Source organism: Nocardia sp. NPDC004260 (assembly GCF_053603155.1).
Genome location: NZ_JBSGEZ010000053.1, coordinates 13,118 through 34,339, shown reverse-complemented (window position 1 = coordinate 34,339; position 21,222 = coordinate 13,118). Strand labels below are relative to the sequence as shown.

The following is a 21,222-nucleotide window of genomic DNA, read 5'->3' as shown; positions in this document are numbered from 1 at the left end:
TGGATCTACGGAATCGAGAACGGATACCTATGAGCCTTCGAGAAGTCCCGCTACGCACGCTGTCCGGCGAGTCGACGACCTTGGCCGACTTGGTCGGCGACCGCGCCGTGCTGCTGGTGAACGTGGCCTCGAAATGCGGGCTGACACCGCAGTACTCCGGCCTGGTCGAACTGCACAAGTCCTACGGCCCGCGCGGTTTCAGCGTGGTCGGCGTGCCGTGCAACCAGTTCATGGGTCAGGAGCCCGGCACCGCGGAGGAGATCCAGCAGTTCTGTTCCACCACCTACGGCGTCGACTTCCCCTTGCTGGAGAAGACCGACGTCAACGGCGATGAGCGCCACGCCCTCTACCGGACCCTGGCCGACACCCCCGACGCCGAAGGCAACGCCGGCGACATCCAGTGGAACTTCGAGAAGTTCCTGATCGACCGCGACGGCAAGGTAGCGGGCCGCTTCCGCCCCCGGACCACCCCCGACGCACCAGAATTGGTCGCCGCCATCGAATCCGTGCTCTGACCGAACGTGAAACCGGAGCCGCCGTCCATCCGGGACGGCGGCTCCGGTCGTATCCCTTCACGAATGGCGCATCGCTGCGGCGAATCGCGAGTAGACCTCTCGATGGTGTGCCACTCGACAACTTCGGGCTCGGCTGTCGTGCGATCAGGGGCGGCGGGTGAGGGGTTCGCGTAGGCCGAGGTGGGCGCGGAGGGTGGTTCCGGTGTATTCCGTGCGGTAGACGCCGCGGTCTTGGAGTTCGGGGACGAGCCAGTTCACGATTTCGTCGAGGCCGGTCGGGACCAGGTAGGGGGAGATGTTGAAGCCGTCGGTCGCGCCGTGGCGGACCCAGCGGGCCAGTTCGTCCGCGACCTGGGTGGGGGTGCCCGCGAAGCCGGAACGTTCGGTGGAGGCGATCACGACTTCGCGCAGGGAGAGGTTTTCCGCCTCTGCCCTGGCCCGCCATTCGCGTGCGACGGCGATCGGGTCCTGTCCGGAACGCGGTGCGCCTCGGGTCTCCGAGATCGGGCGGGGCTGCGGATCGTCCGCGGGCAGAGGGCCGTCGGGGTCGAGGGCGGACAGGTCGCGGCCCCAGATCTGGCCGGCCAGCGACAGCGCGGTCTGGCCGGTGTACTGGCCGCTCTTCACCCAGCGCACTTTCTCCTCGACCTCGGATTCCTTCTCCGCCAGGATGATCTGCGTGCCGGGCAGGATCCGGATGTCGTCCTCGGGGCGGCCCGCCGCGCGCAGGCGTGCGCGGATGTCGTTCGCGAAGGCCAGCGCGTCGTCGAAATGCGTTCCGTGCCTGGAGAAGATGACATCGGCGTGCGCAGCGGCGAAATCGCGCCCGGTGGGTGAGTCACCCGCCTGGAAGATCACCGGATGCCCTTGCGCGCTGCGCGGCAGCGTGGGGGTGATCGTCACGTCGAAGTGCGGGCCGGTCCGCACCACCGGATGGATCGTCTCGGCACGCGCCCACGACGGGCTCTGCTGCGAGGTCGCGATCGCGCCGTCATCCCAGGCGTCCCAGATCGCCCGCGCCGTGGCGACGAACTCCCCGGCGCGCTCGTAACGCAGCGCGTGGTCCAGGAATCCGCCGCGCCGGAAGTTCGCGCCGGTCCAGGCGTTGTCCGTGGTGACCGCGTTCCAGCCCGCCCGGCCACCGGACAGCAGGTCCAGGCCGCCGAGTCTGCGCGCCAGGTCGGCGGGCTCGTTGTAGGTGGTGTTCTGGGTGGCCACCAGGCCGATGTGCCGGGTGACGCCCGCCAGCGCGGCGAGCTGGGTGATCGCGTCGGGGCGGCCCGCGATGTCCAGTTCCAGGATCGCGCCGTCCTGCTCGCGCAGGCGCAGGCCCTCACCGAGGAAGAACGCGTCGAACAAGCCGCGCTCGGCGGTCTGCGCGACCCGGCGGAAGGTTTCGAAGTCGATCTGGGAGCCGCTGGACGGGTCGGACCAGATGGTGGTGTGGTTCACGCCCTGGAAGAAGACGCCGAAATGGACCTGGGCGTCGGGACGCGGGAAGTCGGTCACGGAAACGATCTCCTGACGATCAGCGGGTGGTCGCGTAGCGGTTGGCGGGACGGTTCAGGCCGAGGTTGGCGCGCAACGTCGAACCGGGAATGGGACGGCGGGCGACTCCGGTGCGCAGCAGCGCGGGCACGACTTCGCGCGCGAGCACGGGTAGGTCCTCATCGATCACGGCGAGGTGCAGCCGCACTCCGTCCAGATGCGCGCTGAGCTCGGTCAGCAGAGCGGTCAATTCTCCGGCCGAGCCGGAGAACGCCAGGCGGCCGGGCGAACCGGAGACTTCGCCGAAGCGCTGCGCTGCGGAGGTGCCCGGAATATCCAGCGTGACTTCGATTTCGGCGAATACCAGCGCATCCTCGGCCGAGCCCGCCGCCACGGCGGCCGCGACGGAATCGGCGGCGACGAACCGGACGTCGACCTCACCTTCGGCGCCGAATACCACGGGCTGACCCTGTGGCGGCCGCGGCACGATCGCCGGTCCTTTCACCGAGAAGGTCTCGCCTTCGAAGTCGATGTAGTGCAGCTTGCTCCGGTCCAGGAAACGGCCACCGGCGTAGTCGCGGATCACCGCGTCGTCCTCCCATGAGTCCCACAGGCGGCGGGCCACTTCGATCGAATCCCGTTGCTCGCGAGCCAGATCGGCGTCTGCTGTCACCGGTTGACGTCCCCAGGTGGCGGCGGCGCGCGGATCGTCGACGCGCTCGGCGATCCATCCGGCCCGTCCCCGTGAGGCGTAGTCCAGCGACGCCACCTGCGATGCCGTGTGGAACGGTTCGGCGTAGGTGGTGGCCACGGTAGGAACCAGACCGATCGTGCTCGTCGTTGCCGCGACGAAGGAGGCCCGCGTCACCGCGTCGATGCGACCGGGAATCTCCTGCCCCGGCAGGATCGAGTCGGCGAACGTGGCCAGGGTGAACCCGGCGTTCTCGGCGGCGGCCACCCGCCTGTGCACGGTATCCGCGGTGAGCAGGCGGTCCGGTGCGTGTGCCGCCCGCCGCCACGCCTCGGGGCGGAACCCCTCTCCGTCGAGTTCTACACCGAGCGCGAAAACCCCCATCCCGCACCTTCTTTCATCCCGCGAACGATGACGCGACGACCGGTTGCCCGAGCCGGGCACGATCCGGCTCGGGCCACCGGCGGCGCACCCCTTGCGAGCATGCGCGCAAGGGGCGGCCGATCGCGATGGTTTGCGTCGCGATGATTCGAAGGTTGTCGAACGGACGGTCGGCTACCGTGCCGCACGAGCCGCGAAAGCGGCCGCCAGCAGGACCGTGAGGCCCTCGGCGATCGCGGTGCCGCCGAGCGCGTGCGCCGCACTGCGTACCGTGCTGCCCGCGAGGCCGAGGAACAGCGACCCGAAACCGGCGATCCCGACTACCACGCCGAGTTGCACGTTGGTCACCAGGATGCCGCTCGCGTCGGCCGCCAGGCTCATCGGGACCTTGGCCAGCGTGCGGGTCATGAGCGGACTGAAGGCGATACCGTTGCCCGCGCCGCACAGGCCGAGCAGGGTCAGCGCGAGCGGTCCGACCTCGCCGCCGTCACGTAGCAGCACGCCGAGGGCGACCATGCTCACCGCCCCGACGACCAGGCCGAGCGGGATCATCGCCGGATGGAACCGGGCCGGGACGCGTTCCCAGTTCAGGCTGGCGACGGCGAAGGTCACGCCGAGGGGGACGAACAGCAGACCCGCGTGCAGCGCGCTGTAGCCCAGTGTGCTCTGTAGGTGGATCGCCATGACGAACATCCAGCCGCCGAAGGTCGCCATGGTCACGAACAGCGCGACCGCGGCGGGTACGAGGCCGGGCGCGGTGAGCACCGCCCGCGCGAACAGGGGCTCGCCACCACGGGTGGCGACGACCCGCTCGATCGCCACGAACGAGGCGAAGCCGAGCGCGCTGGCGGTGAGGGCGATCCACGACCACAACGGCCAATCCAGCTCCCGCCCCAGCACGAGCGGCAACACCAGCAGCAGCACCGACGCGGTGAGCGTGGCCAGCCCCGGCAGATCGAGCTTGCGCTCGAGCCGCTGGGCCGAGGACGGCAGGATGCGCGGCGCCGCCGCGAGCAATACGAGGCCGATCGGCACGTTCACCAGGAACACGCCGCGCCAGCTGCTGCCGAAGAGATCGGCGTTGACGATCAGCCCGCCGAGGACCTGTCCGGCGACCATGCCGCCGGAGATGATGGCCGAGTAGACGCTCAGCGCCCGCGCGCGGGCATCGCCGGTGAAGGTGCGCTGGATGAGCGTCATGATCTGCGGCACCATGGCCGCCGCGCCGACGCCCTGGGCGAACCGGAAGACGATCAGCGATGCCTCGTTCCAGGCCAGACCGCAGGCCAGCGAGGAGAGGGTGAACAGCGCCAGTCCGGCGATGAACGCGCGGCGCTGGGTGAATCGGTCGCCGAGGCGCGCCCCGGTGACCAGCAGGACGGCGTAGGCGATGACGTACCCGGCGACGATCAGCTGCAGCGCCGCGCCGCTGGTGTGCAGGGAATTGCGGATGGAGGGAATGGCGACGTTGACGATGGAGGCATCCAGCACCGCCATGAACTGCCCGGTGAGAATGACGGCGAGGAGGGCAAGCGAACGCCGCGCTCCCAGCACGGCCGGTGCGGTCGCGGCCGCCGCGGGCGTCGTCGCCGCCGCGGGCCCCGGCGATATGGTCTGTGTCATGCACCGAGCATGCGGTGCGCCGGGCACCGGTAACAGGAGCCCGATAACACTGGTATCGGCAGCACCAGGCTGAGTGTGCGGCACAACGCAATACCGAGTAGTTTCAAGACATTCCCGGCACCGTGTCCAGTGTCACAGACGTATGCGGCGGCTATCACCTGACCAAAGTACTTAGTCGAGCTAACGTGTTTATGGAGGCGCGTTCAAGGACCGAAGGAGGTCGTCGTGGCACCCGAAACACACGGGGAGCGGCTCATGCGCCGCATCACCCGGCTGTATGCCGAATACGACGACATCCGCAACGCCACACCGCGTGCGGACGTCGCCGAGAAGATTCGCGACCCCGGAGCGGGGCTCGCTCAGATCATCGAGACGGTGATGGTCGGCTACGCCGACCGGCCCGCCGTCGCCGAGCGCGCGACCGAGCTGCACACCGACGAAACCGGACGCACCACGCTGACGCTGCTGCCGCGGTTCGGCACCATCACCTACGGCGAGCTGTGGGAGCGCGTGCGCGCGGTCGCCGCCGCATGGTACGGTGACGCGGACACACCGCTGCGGGCGGGCGACTTCGTGGGCATCCTTGGCTTCACCAGCAGTGACTACACCACGCTCGACCTGGCCTGCATCCACCTCGGCCTGGTCGCGGTGCCCATGCAATCCAGCGCCCCGGTCGCCCAGCTCACCGCGATCGTGGCGGAGACCGAGCCGCGGGTGCTCGCGGCGACACCGGAACTGCTCGACGCCGCGGTGACGTGCGCGCTGTCGGAGTCCGGGCCACAACGGCTGGTCGTCTTCGACTACCACCCGGAAGACGACGACCAGCGGGCGGCGTTCGACGCGGCCCGCGCGCGGCTGGCCGACGCGGGCAGCGCGGTGCGCGTCGAATCGCTCGATGAGGTGTTGGCGCGAGGCCGGGCGCTGCCGCCGGCGCCGCTGTTCGTCGCCGATCCCGGCGAGGACCCGCTGGCGCTGCTGATCTACACCTCGGGCAGTACCGGAACCCCGAAAGGCGCGATGTACAGCCAGCGGCTGGTCGCCAGGGGATGGGTGAACCGGCCCGACGTCGCCGCGATCAACTTCAACTACATGCCGATGAGCCATGTGGCCGGTCGCGGGTCGCTGACCGGCGTGCTGGCGCGCGGCGGCACCGCGTACTTCGCGGCCAAGAGCGATATGTCGACGCTGTTCGACGACATCGCGCTGGCCCGGCCGACCGAGCTGTTCTTCGTTCCGCGCGTGTGCGACATGGTCTTCCAGCGCTACCGGAGCGAGGTGGACCGGCGCTACGGACCCGGTGTGGACCGCGTCGCGCTGGAAGCCGAGGTGAAAACCGAACTGCGCGAACACTTCCTGGGCGGACGACTGGTCATGGCGATCTGCGGAAGCGCTCCGGTGTCGGCGGAGATGAAATCGTTCGTCGAGTCGGTCCTCGATCTGGAGTTGCACGACGGCTACGGATCCACCGAGGCGGGCGGCGTGGTCGTCATCGATGAACGAGTGCAGCGGCCGCCGGTACTGGACTACAAACTCGTCGACGTCCCCGAGCTGGGCTACTTCCGGACCGACAAGCCGCATCCGCGCGGCGAGCTGCTGTTGAAGAGCAGCACCCTGATCTCCGGGTACTACAAGCGGCCCGAGGTCACGGCCGAGGTCTTCGACTCCGACGGCTTCTACAAAACCGGTGACATCGTCGCCGAACTCGGCCCGGATCACCTGGTCTACGTCGATCGGCGCAACAACGTGCTGAAACTCTCCCAGGGCGAATTCGTCGCGGTTTCGCGCCTGGAGTCGGTCTATGCGACCAGTCCGCTGATCCGGCAGATCTTCGTGTACGGCAGCAGCGAACGCGCCTATCTGCTCGCCGTGATCGTGCCCACCGAGGACGTGCTGGGCTGGGGCGATCCCGAGAAGGCGAAGACGGCGCTGAGCGACTCGCTGCGACAACTGGCCAAGGACGCCGAGCTGCAGTCCTACGAGATCCCGCGCGAGTTCCTGATCGAACCGGAACCGTTCACCACCGCCAACGGGTTGCTGAGCGGCATCGGAAAGCTGTTGCGGCCCAAGCTCAAAGAGCACTACGAGCCACGCTTGCAGGCACTCTACGCCGAGCAGGCCGCCGGGCAGGCGAACGAACTGCTCGACCTGCGCCGCACCGCGGAGCACCTGCCTGTGCTGGAGACCGTGAGCCGGGCGGCGAAGGCCGTACTGGGCTGCGCGGACGCCGATCTGCGCCCCGACGCGCACTTCGGCGACCTCGGCGGCGATTCGCTCTCGGCGCTGTCGCTGTCGAACCTGCTGCACGAGATCTTCGAGGTCGAGGTGCCGGTGTCGGTGGTGATCAGCCCGGCCAACGGTCTGCGCGAGGTGGCGGCTTACATCTCGGCCGAACGCGCCTCGGGGACGCGGGGCGCCACCTACGCCTCGGTGCACGGCGCCGGGTCGCAGGTGCGCGCCGCCGATCTGACCCTCGACAAGTTCCTCGACGCCCGCACGCTCGCCGAGGCGCCGAATCTGGCGCGCCCCTCCGCAACGGTGCGCACGGTGCTGCTGACCGGCGCGAACGGCTACCTCGGCCGTTTCCTGTGCCTGGAATGGCTGCGGCGGATGCACGACAGCGGAGGCACGCTGGTCTGCCTGGTCCGGGGTTCCGACGCCGCCGCGGCGCGCAAGCGACTCGACAGCGCCTTCGACACCGGAGATCCCCGCCTGGTGCAGGAGTTCCACGATCTGGCCGCCGCGCATCTGGAGGTGGTCCCCGGCGACATCGGTGATCCGAACCTGGGGCTCGACGATCGGACCTGGCAACGGCTGGCCGAACAGGTCGACGTGATCGTGCATCCCGCCGCACTGGTCAACCACGTGCTGCCGTATCGGCAACTGTTCGGTCCCAACGTGGTCGGCACCGCCGAGTTGATCCGTCTCGCCCTGACCACGCGGCTCAAGCCGTTCACCTATCTGTCCACGGTCGCCGTGGCCACGCAGATCGACCCGGCCGTCTTCGCCGAGGACGGCGACATCCGCGAGCTCAGCGCGGTGCGCGCGGTGGACGACAGTTACGCCAACGGCTACGGCAACAGCAAGTGGGCCGGCGAAGTGCTGCTGCGCGAGGCCCATGACCTGTGGGGGCTGTCGGTGGCGGTGTTCCGGTCGGACATGATCCTCGCCGACCGGCGTTACGCCGGTCAGCTCAACGTGCCCGACATCTTCACCCGGCTGCTGCTGAGCCTGCTCGTCACGGGGATCGCGCCGTTCTCCTTCTACCGCACCGACGCGAACGGCCAACGCTCGCGCGCCCACTACGACGGCCTGCCCGCCGATTTCACCGCCGAGGCGATCACCATTCTCGGCGCGACGGCGGGGACAGGTTTCCGCAGTTTCGACGTACTCAACCCGCACGACGACGGCCGCTCGCTCGACGAGTTCGTCGACTGGCTGATCGACGCGGGCCATCGCATCGAGCGGATCGCCGATTACGACGAGTGGCTCACCCGATTCGAGACCTCCCTGCGGGCGTTACCGGAAGGTCAGCGCCAGGCCTCCGTGCTGCCGTTGTTGCACGCCTATCGACGACCGGCCCCGGCCGTTCGTGGCTCGGCATTGCCCGCGGAGAAATTCCGGGCTGCCGTCCGGGCCGCGAAAATCGGAGCCGATCAGGATATTCCGCAGATCTCCCGTGAGCTGATCGAGAAATACGTCACCGACCTGGGCGTGCGGGGCTTGCTATAGGAGCTAGGACGGCTTCGGCACGAGATCGAGCAAGGCGTTGCCGATGCGTTCGGCTTGGACCAACACGTTCGTCTGCGCCGAGAGGTAGTCGCCGATGCCTTCGTCCTGCGCGGCCCGCAGATACGGCGGCAGCGGTTGCTGGATCTCGGAGCGAATGACGTTGTCCAGCAGCGACTCCATCTCGCCGCGCAACGGGTTCCCGGTGGCGGCTTGGTTGTCGAGTTCGAGCCTGCCGCCGTCGGTGCTGTAGTCGTAGAGCTCGAATTCCTGTGCGGCCGCCGGGTCGATCTGGATCCGGCCGTGCACCCAATGGGAATAGGAGGCGAATTTCGCGTCCGGGGTACGCACCATCGCGACGTGGCCCGGGGCGTCCTGATCGAACAGCACCGCGGCTTCCTCGATCGAAGCCTCATCGGTGGTATGGGCGACCCACGGCCTGCCCGCGGCTCCCGGGTTGCGGCACAGCGCGGCGATGTCGAGACGCCCGCTGAGATGTTCGTAGCGTCCGTCGCCGCGCCATTCGTCGCCGCCGGTGCCGATGGTGAGCAGCAGGGGAGTGAAATCGACACTGGAAGTGAGCTGGTCCCTGGTGCTCGTCCCGGTCACCGGGCTCAACTGACCGCGCGGATCGTGGACGTAGAGCGGGACGCGCAGCGCCTCGTCATAGGCGGCGCCGCCTTTGCCGTGCAGGCCGTGAGAGCCCGCGTAATCACCGTGGTCGGAGGTGAAGACGACGACGGTGTTGGCGGCGACGTCCGGACGCGACTGCAAGGTGTCCAGCACGCGGCCGATCTGGATATCGACCTGCTGCTGCGCCCACAGATACAGATTGCGCATCTCGATCCAGGCCTGCATGGCTTCCGGCGTTCCGTAGGGCGCCGCTCCGAACGCCAGCGCCGAGACCTCCACCAGCGCCATCTGCAGGCGCGGTTTGCGCGAAAGTTGTTCGAGCGACTCGAAATTGGGCGGCATCTCGTTCATCCAGCGCGGGATGTCGGCGTTGAACTGGTCGCGACGGGTCCAGCGCGGCCACCATTGGATGTCGTGCGGGTTGACCAGCGACACCGTCGTGCACCAAGGCGCATTGCCGGAATCGTTGTGGAACCAGTCGACGAATTGGTCGACGATCTTCGGATCCATTTGCAGCCCTTGACCCGGCGCGCCGTTCGGTGAGGGATAGGTGCCGCCGTGGAATCCGTAGGCTTCGAGCGCGCCCGGTGTGCGATCCGGGTAGCTGCCGAGATGCCACTTGCCCCAGTAGGTGGTGTCGTAACCGTGGTCGCGCAGCATGGACCCCCACGTCGGGAACAGCGGCGACAACGTCGACTCCGACACGACCATGACCCCGGTCTGCTGCGCGTAGAGGCCGGTCAGCAGGCAACCACGGGCGGGCGTGCAGTCGTTGGCCGCCGTGTAGTGATTCTCGAACGACACGCTGCCGCGGCGGATCCGGGCGATGTTCGGCAGCACGGCGTCCAGTGTCTGCTGGTCGGGAAACCACACGGGTGTCCGCATCTCGTCCACGATGATCACCAGGATGTTCGGCTTGTCCGGATCGGTGTCCGCTCGGGCCTTGCCCGGCGCGGCTCCGGTCGTGACGGCGGCCGCGGCCGTGGCCGAGGTGGCCGCACTGGACAGAAATCCCCTGCGAGTGAACGAGTTCGGCAATGTTCCTCCACGAATGAGTCATGTTCGGTCGAATGGAACGCGGAGAAGCTCGGTGCTGTGTACCGTAGCGCCGCCCGGCGTGCGCTACCCGCACGCCGGTGCGGACACGCCGCCATGCCGTCGTACAGATGAGCTGGTCGGTCCGGATCGAGGGCGGGCTGCGAAGAAGGCGGCGAGGAGACTGCCGAAGGCCGGGTTACGGTAGGCCGACCAGGTCGGCCATCACGTTCATGTGGTGACCGAAGTATTCGTCGCGGGCGTCGATGGTTCCGTTCAGGCGGCCGAAGATCTCGAAGCTGATCAGGCCGAACAGCTGGGTCCAGCCGATGAAGATGCGGTCGAGTACGTCTTCGGGCATGTCGGCGGGCGGCTTCTGCTCGATGAGTCGGCGCAGGTCGGTGCGGACGGGCGCGGGCAGCGGGGCCGGAAGGGGTGGCGGCGTCAGTTTTCCCGCCCCCGCCTGCGCGATGGCGACCAGCCGGAAGACCACGGCCGTGGCGGGGGCCACGGTGTCCTCGGGTGCGGAGTATCCGGGCACCGGACTGCCGTAGAGCAGTCCGTATTCGGCCGGATGGGCCAGTGCCCAGTCTCGCGCCGCCGAGCACACCGCCAGCCACCGGCCGCGTAGATCGGCGGCAGGGACCTTCGCGTCGGCGGCTTCGGCTTCGGCGGCCATGGCGCGGTAGGCGTCGAGAATCAAGGCGGTCAGCAGGTCGTCCCGGCTCGGGAAGTAGCGGTAGAGCGCGGATGGAACGATGTCCATATCCCGTGCGACCCCGCGTAAGGACAGGTTCGCGCCGTCCACGGCCAACCGTCTGCGCGCGACCTCTTTGATCTCCTCGGTCATCTCGGAGCGGACGCGGGCGCGTAGGGATCGGGCGGACATCTCCCCAGTGTAGAGAACAATCAACCGATAACAGAACATATGTTGTTTCAGTGAACAGTGCTCTTGACTTCGCACATTGTTCTGTCTTACGGTGAAGCTGCATGGAGAACACTGTTCTCGAAACGGAACGCTCGACAGGATGGATTGTCATGGTTCTGCACGTAGTCATCGGAGCCGGCCCGGTGGGCGCGACCACCGCCGCATTGCTCGCCGCACGCGGCGCCCAGGTGCGCGTGATCACCCGGCGCGGCGTCGGCCCGGATCATCCGCTCATCGAGCGCGTCGCCGCTGACGCCACCGACTCGGCGGCATTGATCGGGCATTGCGCGGATGCGGAGGTGATCTTCCAGTGCGCGCAGCCTCCGTATCACCGCTGGGCGAGCGACTTTCCGCCGCTGGCCGCCGCCGTGTTGCAGGCGGCGGAGGCTACCGGCGCCGCGCTGCTGAGCGTCGGAAACCTGTACGGCTACGGTCAGGTCGACGGTCCGATCAGCGAACAGCACCCGCTGCGTCCCAACAGCGTGAAAGGACGCGTGCGCGCGAAGCTCTGGACCGAGGCGCTGGCGGCACACGAAGCGGGCCGTGTCCGTACCGCCGAAGTACGCGGATCGGACTACCTCGGCGCCGGAGCGACATCGGCGTTCACCGTCGCGGCGCTGCCCGCCGTGCTCGCCGGCCGCCGGGTGCTGTTCCCCGCCGATCCGGACGCCGCGCACAGCTGGACCGACGTCACCGACACCGCACGTACTCTCGTCGCGGTCGCCCACGACGAGAACGCTTGGGGCCGCGCATGGCACACGCCCACCGCGCCGCCGTTGTCCCTTCGCGAACTCGCCGGGCTCGCGGCGACGGTCGCGGACGCACCGCCCGCGCGGGTGAGCCGGATGCCCGCCACCGTGCTCTGGGTCGGAGGGCTCTTCGATGCCAATGCCCGCGAGATGCGCGAACTGCGGTATCAGTTCGATCGTCCGTTCGTGATCGACTCCTCGGCGGCGACCGCGGCCTTCGGCATCGAGCCGACGCCCACCGCGGAATCACTGCGCGCCACGATCGCCGCCCTTCGCGACGAGGCGTCCGCATCCATCGACTGACGTCCGGCGGACGACGATTCGTGGAAGGGGACCGCGAACATGTCGTGGCGGACGAAGCCGGGCGCTCGCTCTGGTCCGAGGGGTCATTAGTGGACCGGGCGCCGCGCCCGGTCGCGCCTCTATCGGCTGTCGGGCAGCGACCTCGTGCGACCACAGGATGATTTCGACCGAGCTGCCGGGGCCGTCACTCCTATGACGGGAGACAGTGGGGAGAGGTAACACAACCGACCCCCCGGTCTATCGCGATGGCTGATTCTCGCCAGCGCGGGCGGGGTGGCGGTGACGAGGATCGTGCGCATGACAGCTGATGTGATGAGCACCCTGAGGGCCTTCTACGCGTCGGAGGCGGCGTATCTCACCGACGGGTCCGGGTTCGAGGAGATGGCTCGGCATCTGGCGCCGGATGTGGTCATGCGCCAGGCGTCGAGCCTGCCCTATGGCGGCGATTGGCATGGACACGACGGATTCCGGAGATTCCTCGCCGCGATGCGAGAGAGCTGGGACGGCTTGTGGTTCGACGAGCAGCATTTCCTCGACGACGCGGCCAGTGTCGTGGTCTACAGCCGGGGTCGCCTACGTGCGCGGCGCACCGGACAGATACTGGAAACCTCACTGCTGCAATGGATCAGCTTTCGAGACGGCCTGATCACCGAATTCCGGCCCTACTATCACGACACTTCGGCGGTCCTGGCCGCCCTGACCGAAGGGCCGTCGGCCGCGCAGCGCCCGTCGGCCGATTGACCGATCCCCGCGATTCACCGGGCGTCGGCGGTAGCCGTCGTGATCGGTTCGGTTCGACGTCCGACCCGGATGTAGAGCGAATTCGGGTCGCTACTGCGGTGCCGAAGTTCGCTCGACCGGCAGGCCGGTCACCCTGCTGGGATCAGATGGGACGGAATCCGGTGCCGACGTCGTCGCGGGAGTCGATGTCGGCGAGGATGGCGTTGATGTCGGTTCCCACCTCGGGCCCGAGGCACCCCATGCCCCAGTAAGCGTTGACCATGCCGACCAGGGTCGTACCGATCACTACCGGTGCGCCGGAATCGCCCTTGAGCACACACATTTGGGTCCAGGTGTCGCTGCCGCGGCCCATCATGTCGCCCCAGGCGACACCGCAGGTTCGGCCGGTCGTGCGGCCCTTCTTGCACACGACGTCGGGGAATCGCGCGGGAGCGCCGAGACCGTCGATGGAAAAACCACCGACGTCTCGCGCGGGAGCTACCCGTGCGCCATCGAATTGAATGATCGCGTAGTCCAGTTCGTGATCGGCGTAGACGAACCGCCCCAGCACCCCGTAGCTGGGATAGGTCACCGATGCCACCTGCGCCCCGGGCTCGCCGCAATGCCCCGCCGTCAAACCGACCAGCCTGCCGGCCGCGTCGTAGCCGATGGCGGTGAGCGTGCACTCGGCCCGGTCATCGATCACGATCCCCGATCCACCGCCCATCGGCGGCAGCGGCAACTGCGGTACACCGGCCGCCGCACCGGCTCCGACGGAAACCGGGCCGCACGCCAGCGCCGCCGCGGAAATCACCTTCATCAGCGAACGAGTCACCGTTCCTCCCACCGAGCCGAGCGAACCTCACCACCACCGAGCTACCCACACCTGCCAGGTGGAAACAGAGCATCGGTCGCGAAGCCGTCGCCTCGACGTTCGATCAGCCGCCGCACGGCGATGCGCTCTGCCGTTGACGATCGCGATCGGGTATTCATGCAGGTTATGCGGCGGAATATGAGCGTCGGGCCGCGGCTCGGTAGTAGGTTATCGTGAGGCTCCCAGGGATGTTCCGGCTGCGCGCGCGGCGGTCGGTCGTCGAGTCAGGTGCTTACTCGAAACGCGGCGTCAGGGAGGAAATGTGGACATTACCGAGCTGATTCTCGATGACCATCACGAGCAGCGGCGGCTGTTCGCGATCCTGGAACAGATCGATCGCGGGGAAACCGTTGCGCTGTCCGCGATCTGGGACAGGCTGGCGGCCTTCCTCGAGCTGCACGCGCAGGCCGAGGAGGAGATCTTCTATCCCGAGCTGCTCCAGGTGGGGATCGCGGCCCGGCGCGCGAGCGGGACGGAGGACGAGACACTCGACGCGATTCACGATCACAACGAGATCAGGGACGCGGTCGCCGAAGTAGCGCGACACCCGGTCGGCACCGACAATTGGTACGCGGCCGTAGCTGCGGCGAACCTGGCCAACAGCGACCATATGGCCGAGGAAGAACGTGAGGGGCTCACCGACTTCCGCCGCCTGGCCGGGGTGGCACGCCGCCACCGACTTGCCGTCGCCTTCGCCGCCTACGAAGCGAGCAATTACGCCGGCGTCGAGCCCGTAGACAAAGACCCTCTCGGCTACGTCCGCGCGGTGGAGGCGACACTGCGCACCGGGGCGAGTGGATCGCTCGGTGTCGGCAGCCTGAAGCGAATTCCACCGAGCTGAGCACCGTCGATGCGGAGGGGGAGCGCATGTCTCGACCCGTACCGCACTCGGATTCTGTTGCCTCGAGGAGCTTTTGGATCGGGCGACCCGATCCGTCGGCGTGGGACATGCTCTGCGGAGGCGCCATCCGCGCTCGGTCGATCAGCCCTCGGCGAAGGTTCGGCCGAGCGTGGCAATCTGGATGAGTGCCCCTCCCAGCGGGTGGCCGTCGGCACGACAATGCTAGGAGGTCGCAGTTACATGGTGAGTGTTATCGGTGGTGGGATCGCGGGCAGTTGTCTGGCCGGTGGTCTCGCGCGGAGAGGTCATCAGGTAACGGTCTACGAGCAGCAGCGCCCCGGCCCCGGAGCCGGGGCGTTTCTGTTCATCGATGGCCGCGGACACGACGCGATGGAGGCAATGGGCGTCGATCGTTCGGCGCTGCATGAGATTTCGTATCCGCTGGCGGGGCTCGACTATGCGGACAGTCGCGGTCGGCGCAGCGAAATGCCCAGTCGCGGTCATCGTTTCTGGTTGCGCCGCAACCTCATGGGTGTGTTGTCGGAGTTCGTCGCGGGCTCCGGCGCGAACCTGCGCTATGGCGAGCCGATCACCGAGGTGACCTCGGGTGACGACGGCCACGAGATCCGGCGTGGCGCGGACGTCGTCGCCGCCGAGGGACTGGTGGTCGGCGCCGACGGTATCGACTCCGTCGTCCGCGCCGGCCTGGAGCCCGGCCGCGTCCCGGTCTACGCCGGTGACGTCGTGGTGTACGGGATGACCGGTACGCCATTGGATTCCCCGCCTGCCACCGCACCCGCAGTCCTGCACTTCTTCGCCGAGATCGCCGAAGACGGCAGTGCGGGCAGTACTTTCGGGCACATCTGGCGCCCAGAGGATCCGGCGGCTCTGTGGTTCCTGCGGATCCCGCGCGAACCCCTTCCCGGTACCCGCGACGATATCGGGATGCGGCCGGTCGGTGAATGGGCCGAAACGATCTCGGCTGCAACGCCTCCCATTGAGGCACTGGTGTCGGATTTCCTGTCGCACACGGAACTGGTACATGTCAGCAACGCCCGCAACGTTCCCCTGGACGGAGCGCGTGCGCCGCAGGATTCGGCGCTCCTGATCGGTGACGCCGACCATGCCATCACTCCGGCCGCCGGAGTCGGCGCACGTGACGCGCTCGAGGACGCACACGCGGTATTCGATGCGATCGTCGGCGCCGGCTCACCCGCCGAAGCGATGACGCAGCGCCGCAAGCAGATCATCACCGGTCGCGAGGCAGCCCAGCGGGCCCGACGGCGATGATCCGGCATTCGGTCCGCCTCGGTGCGGTCGCTCGGCAGCCTTGCCCACAGTGGCGCTGCGCTCAGCGACCGAGATTCGCCGCCAGGATCGCGTCGAGGAGCGCCGGGAGTCGCCGCCCGGGGCCTGCGCTGGAGAACAGGCCCGAGGTGGTGAATGTGCCGACGATCCCCAACTGGAGCTGGTCGGCGAAGGAATCGGGGTCGGGCACGGCAAGGCGTCGACCCAGCCTGCGAAGGCGTACGCCCAATTCCCGCTCGTGCTGGAGGCAGCGGCCACGGATCTCGTCATGGCTCTCGGAGAATTCGGCCGCCGTGTTGACGAAGGCGCAGCCTCGGTATCCAGGTGATGCCGCCATGTCGGTCATCCATGTGATCTGGGCCCGCAGCTCTGCCTCGGCATCGTCGGCGAACTGATCCGCCACTTCGTCCCACCGTGCCCACAGTTGCTGGTCGATTCGGTCGAGAACCGCGAGGATGAGCGCGTCTTTGGTGGGGAACCACCGGTAGAGGCTGGCTTTGGCGATGCCGGCGCGGCGCACGACCTCATCCACACCGACGGCATGCACGCCGTTGTCGTAGAAGAGTTGACAGGCGATGTCGAGCAGAGCTTCTCGAAGCGCCGCTCCACGTAGCCGGCGGGTGCGTGAACCGGCGGTGCCCTGTTGCTGGGACGGGGTTGCCGGCGTCCCGGTTCGCTGGGTGGTCATTCCGCTGAGTCCGGCAGCACGATGACGGCCTTGCCGATGCCGGATCGGCTGGTCACCCACTGCTGTGCCCGATTCGCCTCCGCGAGCGTGAAGGTCGCTCCGACGTGCACGCGCAAGGAACCGGCTTCCGCGAGTTCGGATAGGGCTCTCAGTCCTTCGGGATCCGGATCGACCAGGCAGGACACCGCGTGGATTCCTCGCGCGTCCGCTTCAGCCCGGTAGTCCGGGACTGCCCAGCCCAAGGCGAGCGCAGCGCACCCGCCCGGGGCGATCCGGTCGAACAGCCGCAGGGCCAGATCGCCGCCTACGACATCGCACAAGGCGTCGGCCGTGCCGATGGCGGCGACCGCCGCGGCGTCCCGGTAGTCCACGCAGTCGTCGGCGCCCCATGAGGTGACCAGCGAGTGGTGCTCGGGCCGAGCGAGCGCGACCACTTCCGCACCGAGCGCGCGAGCGATCTGCACGGCGAGATGTCCGACACCGCCGGAGGCGCCGTCGATCAGGACACGCTTGCCCCGCTCCACTTTCGCCGCTCGGAGCATCTGCCAGGCGGTCAGCCCGCACAACGGCAGCGCGGCCGCCTCGACCATGGCGAGGCCTGCCGGAGCGCGCACCACGTGGTGTGCGGGCGCCGTCACGTACTCGGCGTAAGCCCCGGCCGGATGGGGGAACCGGGCCAAGCCGAAGACCGGGTCGCCGACTCGGTGCCTCGCCACGCCGTACCCGACCGCATCGACGGTTCCCGCGACGTCCCAGCCCGGGATGAGCGGAAGTGTCATCGACTGCACGTAACCGTTCCCGCGACCGGTGTGCATGTCGATGGGGTTGACGCTCGTCGCCGCGACCTTGATCCGCACCTCCCCAGGGAGCGGAACCGGCCGGGGCAGTTCGCCCACGGCGAGCGGCGCGCCGAATTCGACATGATGGGCGGCGAGCATCGTGACGGGCGTCTCCTCCGCGGCTCCGATGATCATGCGCCCGCCCGCAAGTCTGACTCCGTAGCCATGAAGGACTCCATCCGTAGCGCCGAAAGAGACTGATCTGTCTCGTTAAAATAGAGACAGATCAGTCTTGTTGGCAATAGGTACGTCCGAATCCACCGACAGGAGTGCTGCTCGCGGCGCTCCCAGCGCCACCGCTCCACGAACTGACCGCACGAGCGATGTCCACAGAATCGGCTTCGAACACACTGGCGACCACTTCGAGTGGCATCTTCAAGATTCAGGCTGGCTCGTGTGGGCGCAGATCAGCTCGTAGGCCCGCGCGGCGTCCTCGGGGAAGACGAGAATGAGCAGGCGGTGGAGTCGGCCGCGTCGGTCGGTCCGCCCCACAGTGCAACGGATCCCGTTGGCGCGCAAGGTGTCTTTCACGACGTTACCCGCGTGCTCGCTGGCGACGGTGGCCGCGGGGACCAGCAGGCCGTAGTCTTCGGCGTGCCCGGCGCGCCTCCGTCTCATCGGTCGTGCCTTTCGTTGTCGCGGCGCTGCTGGTATTCCCGGAGAAAGGCAAGTTGCCTGCGTTCTTCGGTGTGCTCGGTCATCACCAGGTGCTCCGCTTCGGGCGCCGGATCCGGGCGCAGGAACGAGCCCGGCCCGGGCTTGCCCGCCAACCCCAGTTTGTTCATCTTTTTCGGAACCGGGGCGCCTTGATATTCGAGCGGAACCGGGTGGCCGTGGTCGTCGACTGGGCCCAACGGCTGGTGCATCTCGATGTATTCGCCGTGCGGTAAGCGTTTGATCACGCCGGTCTCGATGCCATGGGTGAGTACCGCGCGATCGCTGCGTTGCAGACCCAGGCACATTCGGTAGGTGAGGAAATAGGCCGTAGGCGGGCACAGCAGCACCGCGATGCGGAAGAACCAGGTCGTCGCGTTGAGCGAGATGTCGAAGTTCAGTGCGATGATGTCGTTGACACACGCCAGCGTCAGCATCACGTAGAACGTGAGGGCCATGGCGCCGATTGCTGTGCGCACCGGCACGTCTCGCGGCCGCTGCAGCAGATTGTGATGCGCGGTGTCCCTCGAAAGACGCTTCTCGATCCACGGGTACACCATCAGCGCCAAGAGCACCAATCCCATCGCCAGCGCGACCCAGAAGGCTGCCGGCACGGTGTAGTTGCCGATGTACAGTTCCCAAGGCGGCATGAGGCGTGCCATGCCGTCGGTCCACATCAGGTAGAAGTCGGGCTGCGAACCCGCCGATACCTGCGACGGGTTGTAAGGACCCAGGTTCCAGACCGGATTGATCTGGAAAAGGCCACCCATGAACGACACTGTCGCGAGGGTGAACATGAAGAAGGCGCCCTGATCGAGGGAGAACACCGGCACGATACGTGTGCCGACGACGTTGTTCTCGTTCCGGGCCGGTCCGGGGAACTGAGTGTGCTTCTGGTACCAGACGATTCCGATGTGTGCGACGACCAGCGCCAACATGATCGCCGGGAACAGCAGCACGTGCGTGATGTACAGACGGGGGATGATGATGTCGCCGGGGAAATCGCCCGCGAAGATCATCCAGTGCAACTAGGTGCCCACCACAGGGATGGAAATCGTGAAACCCGAGAAGGCCGCGCGCATGCCGGTACCCGACAGCAGATCGTCAGGCAGCGAATAGCCGAAGAAGCCTTCGAACAGGGCGAGGATCAGTAGTAGTGAGCCGATCACCCAGGTGATCTCGCGTGGGCGGCGGAACGCGCCGGTGAAGAATATCCGGCACATATGCACGATCATCGACGCCACGAAAAGCAACGCGGTCCAATGGTGTACCTGGCGCACGAACAGCCCGCCGCGGACCTCGAAACTGAGATTCAGCGTCGACTCGTAGGCCCGGGACATGGTCAATCCCCGCATGGGCTGGTACGCGCCGTCGTATACCACCTCGCTCATAGAGGGATCGAAGAACAACGTGAGGTACACCCCTGACAGCAGCAGGATGATGAAGCTGTACAGGGCGATCTCGCCGAGCAGGAACGACCAGTGGGTCGGGAATACCTTGTTGATCGAGCGCTTGACGAAGGCGGAAGCGCGGTAACGTTCATCCAGGGCGTCTGCTCCCCGTGACATGGTGCTCATAACTGGCGGGACCTCCCGGTCGTCGGCGGCTGCCCATAAGACATTTCGGGCCGCCGATTTCTGACACGATGTGATGGAAATCACCAATGGATCCCCGTAGGCCGGGGGCGACGTAGGCTACGGCGAGCGCGGTCAGGTCGTGATGCCCACCTCACCAAATACGCTCTGCTGCCCAACAATCCGGAACGGGACCTGGCCGTGAAGGTCGAGCCGCCGAAGCACGGTTCCGGCTGCTCGGTCGCCGATGTCGCGCCGATGACCTCCTTCGGCGGCGCCGAGGTCATCGAGGGGGTGTACTGATGGGCGAGTTCGTGCACATCGACGCCCTCGGTCCGCGGGGCAGCTATCGCGCCCGCGACCGCAAGCAGCTGACGACCTTGTCGGGCATCGAGATCGGGGAGATATCCCAGGTGCCGCCGCTGTATGTGCGCCGGGCGCTGACGGCCATGCGCAAGGCGCCGAAGCTGCCCGCCGCCGAGCGATTCGCGGTGCTGGAACGGGCGGCCGAGGTGTTCACCGAGGCCGAGATCGGCGGGCACGGACCCGACGAATACCCGCGACTGGTCAGCGTCGCGTCGGGAGTCCCGCTGGCCGTCGTACGGCAGTCGGTGCAATGGGTCGCCGATGTGCTGCGCGAGCAGCGCGCCACCCTCGAACTCGCGATACCGAAGGGCGCGGTGGCCGACTGGCAGGACCGGCGCACCCTGGACGGATGCGCCGTCTGGACGCGCAAGGGCGCGGCGACCCGACCGCGCGCACCGGTCGGCTAGCCCGCGCCAGGTTCCGTTGGCGTGACCCGGTGGTGCAGGGTCAGCAGGACATGATCGAAGCGGGTGCGCTGCTGAACCAGCGCACCGCCCATCGCGACGACGTCGGCGACGAGCTGCTCGGCCAGCGCGCGGATCTTGATGTTGGTCTCCTGCGAGCGCCAGCGCAGCACCCGGAACGCCTGATCGGCGTTGACGCCGTAGACGAACATCACGACGCCCTTGGCCTGTTCGATCACCGCGCGCGCGTCGATCACGTCCGGCAGCAGGTCGTCGAGGGCTTCCTGCCGGTTGTCTTCGAGCGTCTCGGTCACATCGATGAGGTAACCGGAGGAACCCACCACGGCGCCCTGCTCGTCGAACAGCTGGTCGCCGATGACGATCACGTCGTGCGTCTCGTTCTCGGTGTCGATGATCCGGTGACGGGTGCAGAACGGCGAGGCGGTCTCGATGGCGTCGGCGAGCGTCTGGGCGACGCGCTCGCGGTCGTCGGGGTGCAGGTGCCGTTGCAGAAGTTCGGTGGACGGCTCGGCTTCTCCCGGTGCGTACCCGTAGATCGTGGCGGCGTCGTCCGACCATTCCCACCGTTGGTCGGCGAACCAGAAGCAAAAGCTGCCGATATCGGGGCAACCACCGAGCATCTTGCGAGCAGTTTCCTGCTCGCACTGACCTGTCTCCGTCACCGGTCCAGTATGGCGCGTAAACAAGTCCAGGTCAGGCGGAGGGGTGGCGCTGCGTGACCGACCGGTGACCGGCTCGCGGCCGCGCATCGCCCGGCCGAAGGAGAAAGTGAAACGGGAACGGCCGCGAATCGGAGTCGTCTGCGAAGATCCATCCAAAAATCGATGTCTGAAATCGGTCATCTTATTGGTATTCCATGGT

General features: G+C 67.5%; 17 protein-coding genes and 1 pseudogene. 7 read left to right on the top strand and 11 right to left on the bottom strand.

Annotated features, from left to right (window positions below; all coding sequences use genetic code 11):
* The first annotated feature begins 29 nt into the window (after nt 1–29).
* Nucleotides 30–515: a glutathione peroxidase gene (locus ACWEO7_RS26760; RefSeq protein ID WP_452427162.1), complete on the top strand. Its 486-nt coding sequence runs from the start codon at nt 30–32 to the stop codon at nt 513–515.
* Nucleotides 516–659: 144 nt separating this feature from the next.
* On the opposite strand, the gene ACWEO7_RS26755 is transcribed toward ACWEO7_RS26760, so the two are convergent.
* The 3 genes from ACWEO7_RS26755 to ACWEO7_RS26745 form a co-directional block, all read right to left on the bottom strand.
* A complete protein-coding gene (locus tag ACWEO7_RS26755) occupies nt 660–2,024 on the bottom strand; it encodes an NtaA/DmoA family FMN-dependent monooxygenase (protein WP_452427160.1) in 1,365 nt (454 codons plus the stop codon).
* Between the two features lie 19 nt (nt 2,025–2,043).
* Nucleotides 2,044–3,078: an LLM class flavin-dependent oxidoreductase gene (locus tag ACWEO7_RS26750; RefSeq protein WP_452427158.1), complete on the bottom strand. Its 1,035-nt coding sequence runs from the start codon at nt 3,076–3,078 to the stop codon at nt 2,044–2,046.
* Between the two features lie 171 nt (nt 3,079–3,249).
* Nucleotides 3,250–4,698 carry an MFS transporter gene (locus ACWEO7_RS26745; protein ID WP_452427156.1) on the bottom strand — a complete coding sequence of 483 codons (1,449 nt, stop codon included), beginning with the start codon at nt 4,696–4,698 and terminating at the stop codon, nt 3,250–3,252.
* Nucleotides 4,699–4,953: 255 nt separating this feature from the next.
* Between ACWEO7_RS26745 and car the strand changes: the two genes are divergently transcribed.
* Nucleotides 4,954–8,427 (top strand): carboxylic acid reductase, encoded by a 3,474-nt coding sequence (gene car, locus ACWEO7_RS26740; RefSeq protein ID WP_452427195.1) that lies wholly within the window; start codon nt 4,954–4,956, stop codon nt 8,425–8,427.
* A gap of 3 nt (nt 8,428–8,430) precedes the next feature.
* Here the strand turns inward: car and ACWEO7_RS26735 are convergent, their stop codons facing one another.
* Entirely contained in the window at nt 8,431–10,095 is a 1,665-nt protein-coding gene (locus tag ACWEO7_RS26735; RefSeq protein WP_452427155.1) for a sulfatase-like hydrolase/transferase, read from the bottom strand.
* Nucleotides 10,096–10,291: 196 nt separating this feature from the next.
* Nucleotides 10,292–10,981: a TetR/AcrR family transcriptional regulator gene (locus ACWEO7_RS26730; RefSeq protein WP_452427153.1), complete on the bottom strand. Its 690-nt coding sequence runs from the start codon at nt 10,979–10,981 to the stop codon at nt 10,292–10,294.
* Between the two features lie 149 nt (nt 10,982–11,130).
* Here ACWEO7_RS26730 and ACWEO7_RS26725 point away from each other — a divergent pair, with 149 nt between their 5' ends.
* Nucleotides 11,131–12,072: an NAD-dependent epimerase/dehydratase family protein gene (locus ACWEO7_RS26725; RefSeq protein WP_452427151.1), complete on the top strand. Its 942-nt coding sequence runs from the start codon at nt 11,131–11,133 to the stop codon at nt 12,070–12,072.
* A gap of 297 nt (nt 12,073–12,369) precedes the next feature.
* Complete coding sequence (locus tag ACWEO7_RS26720) at nt 12,370–12,813, top strand: nuclear transport factor 2 family protein (RefSeq protein WP_452427149.1); 444 nt, start codon at nt 12,370–12,372, stop codon at nt 12,811–12,813.
* Nucleotides 12,814–12,955: 142 nt separating this feature from the next.
* Here ACWEO7_RS26720 and ACWEO7_RS26715 read toward each other — a convergent pair whose 3' ends face one another.
* A complete protein-coding gene (locus ACWEO7_RS26715; protein ID WP_452427147.1) occupies nt 12,956–13,627 on the bottom strand; it encodes a serine protease in 672 nt (223 codons plus the stop codon).
* A 301-nt stretch (nt 13,628–13,928) separates the two neighbouring features.
* On the opposite strand from ACWEO7_RS26715, the gene ACWEO7_RS26710 reads away from it, so the two are divergent.
* Nucleotides 13,929–14,507 carry a hemerythrin domain-containing protein gene (locus tag ACWEO7_RS26710; protein ID WP_452427145.1) on the top strand — a complete coding sequence of 193 codons (579 nt, stop codon included), beginning with the start codon at nt 13,929–13,931 and terminating at the stop codon, nt 14,505–14,507.
* Nucleotides 14,508–14,747: 240 nt separating this feature from the next.
* Complete coding sequence (locus ACWEO7_RS26705) at nt 14,748–15,797, top strand: FAD-dependent oxidoreductase (protein WP_452427143.1); 1,050 nt, start codon at nt 14,748–14,750, stop codon at nt 15,795–15,797.
* Between the two features lie 61 nt (nt 15,798–15,858).
* On the opposite strand, the gene ACWEO7_RS26700 is transcribed toward ACWEO7_RS26705, so the two are convergent.
* The 4 genes and pseudogenes from ACWEO7_RS26700 to qcrB all read right to left on the bottom strand — a co-directional run bounded on the left by ACWEO7_RS26700 (nt 15,859) and on the right by qcrB (nt 19,564).
* Nucleotides 15,859–16,503, bottom strand: coding sequence for a TetR/AcrR family transcriptional regulator (locus ACWEO7_RS26700; protein WP_452427141.1), 645 nt, complete (start codon nt 16,501–16,503; stop codon nt 15,859–15,861).
* On the bottom strand, nt 16,500–17,477 hold the full coding sequence (locus tag ACWEO7_RS26695) for an NADP-dependent oxidoreductase (protein ID WP_452427139.1): 978 nt from the start codon (nt 17,475–17,477) through the stop codon (nt 16,500–16,502). Before ACWEO7_RS26695 ends, ACWEO7_RS26700 begins: the two co-directional genes overlap by 4 nt.
* 240 nt (nt 17,478–17,717) lie before the next feature.
* A complete protein-coding gene (locus ACWEO7_RS26690) occupies nt 17,718–17,960 on the bottom strand; it encodes a hypothetical protein (protein ID WP_452427137.1) in 243 nt (80 codons plus the stop codon).
* Nucleotides 17,957–19,564 (bottom strand): annotated as a pseudogene (qcrB, locus tag ACWEO7_RS26685) (cytochrome bc1 complex cytochrome b subunit). The gene ACWEO7_RS26690 and the pseudogene qcrB overlap by 4 nt, the downstream one beginning before the upstream one ends.
* Nucleotides 19,565–19,872: 308 nt before the next feature.
* Here qcrB and ACWEO7_RS26680 point away from each other — a divergent pair.
* Nucleotides 19,873–20,343: a hypothetical protein gene (locus ACWEO7_RS26680; protein WP_452427134.1), complete on the top strand. Its 471-nt coding sequence runs from the start codon at nt 19,873–19,875 to the stop codon at nt 20,341–20,343.
* On the opposite strand, the gene ACWEO7_RS26675 is transcribed toward ACWEO7_RS26680, so the two are convergent.
* On the bottom strand, nt 20,340–21,023 hold the full coding sequence (locus tag ACWEO7_RS26675) for a PAS and ANTAR domain-containing protein (RefSeq protein ID WP_452427133.1): 684 nt from the start codon (nt 21,021–21,023) through the stop codon (nt 20,340–20,342). The genes ACWEO7_RS26680 and ACWEO7_RS26675 overlap by 4 nt on opposite strands.
* Between the last annotated feature and the right edge of the window lie 199 nt (nt 21,024–21,222).

Excerpts from the sequence above, each read along its gene's own strand:
- ACWEO7_RS26760 (WP_452427162.1), top strand. The coding sequence starts at position 30 with ATGAGCCTTCGAGAAGTCCCGCTACGCACGCTGTCCGGCGAGTCGACG.
- ACWEO7_RS26690 (WP_452427137.1), bottom strand. The coding sequence starts at position 17,960 with ATGAGACGGAGGCGCGCCGGGCACGCCGAAGACTACGGCCTGCTGGTC.
- ACWEO7_RS26750 (WP_452427158.1), bottom strand. The coding sequence starts at position 3,078 with ATGGGGGTTTTCGCGCTCGGTGTAGAACTCGACGGAGAGGGGTTCCGC.
- car (WP_452427195.1), top strand. The coding sequence starts at position 4,954 with ATGCGCCGCATCACCCGGCTGTATGCCGAATACGACGACATCCGCAAC.
- ACWEO7_RS26745 (WP_452427156.1), bottom strand. The coding sequence starts at position 4,698 with ATGACACAGACCATATCGCCGGGGCCCGCGGCGGCGACGACGCCCGCG.
- ACWEO7_RS26720 (WP_452427149.1), top strand. The coding sequence starts at position 12,370 with ATGACAGCTGATGTGATGAGCACCCTGAGGGCCTTCTACGCGTCGGAG.
- ACWEO7_RS26730 (WP_452427153.1), bottom strand. The coding sequence starts at position 10,981 with ATGTCCGCCCGATCCCTACGCGCCCGCGTCCGCTCCGAGATGACCGAG.
- ACWEO7_RS26725 (WP_452427151.1), top strand. The coding sequence starts at position 11,131 with ATGGTTCTGCACGTAGTCATCGGAGCCGGCCCGGTGGGCGCGACCACC.
- ACWEO7_RS26695 (WP_452427139.1), bottom strand. The coding sequence starts at position 17,477 with ATGATCATCGGAGCCGCGGAGGAGACGCCCGTCACGATGCTCGCCGCC.
- ACWEO7_RS26705 (WP_452427143.1), top strand. The coding sequence starts at position 14,748 with ATGGTGAGTGTTATCGGTGGTGGGATCGCGGGCAGTTGTCTGGCCGGT.
- ACWEO7_RS26680 (WP_452427134.1), top strand. The coding sequence starts at position 19,873 with ATGGGCGAGTTCGTGCACATCGACGCCCTCGGTCCGCGGGGCAGCTAT.
- ACWEO7_RS26700 (WP_452427141.1), bottom strand. The coding sequence starts at position 16,503 with ATGACCACCCAGCGAACCGGGACGCCGGCAACCCCGTCCCAGCAACAG.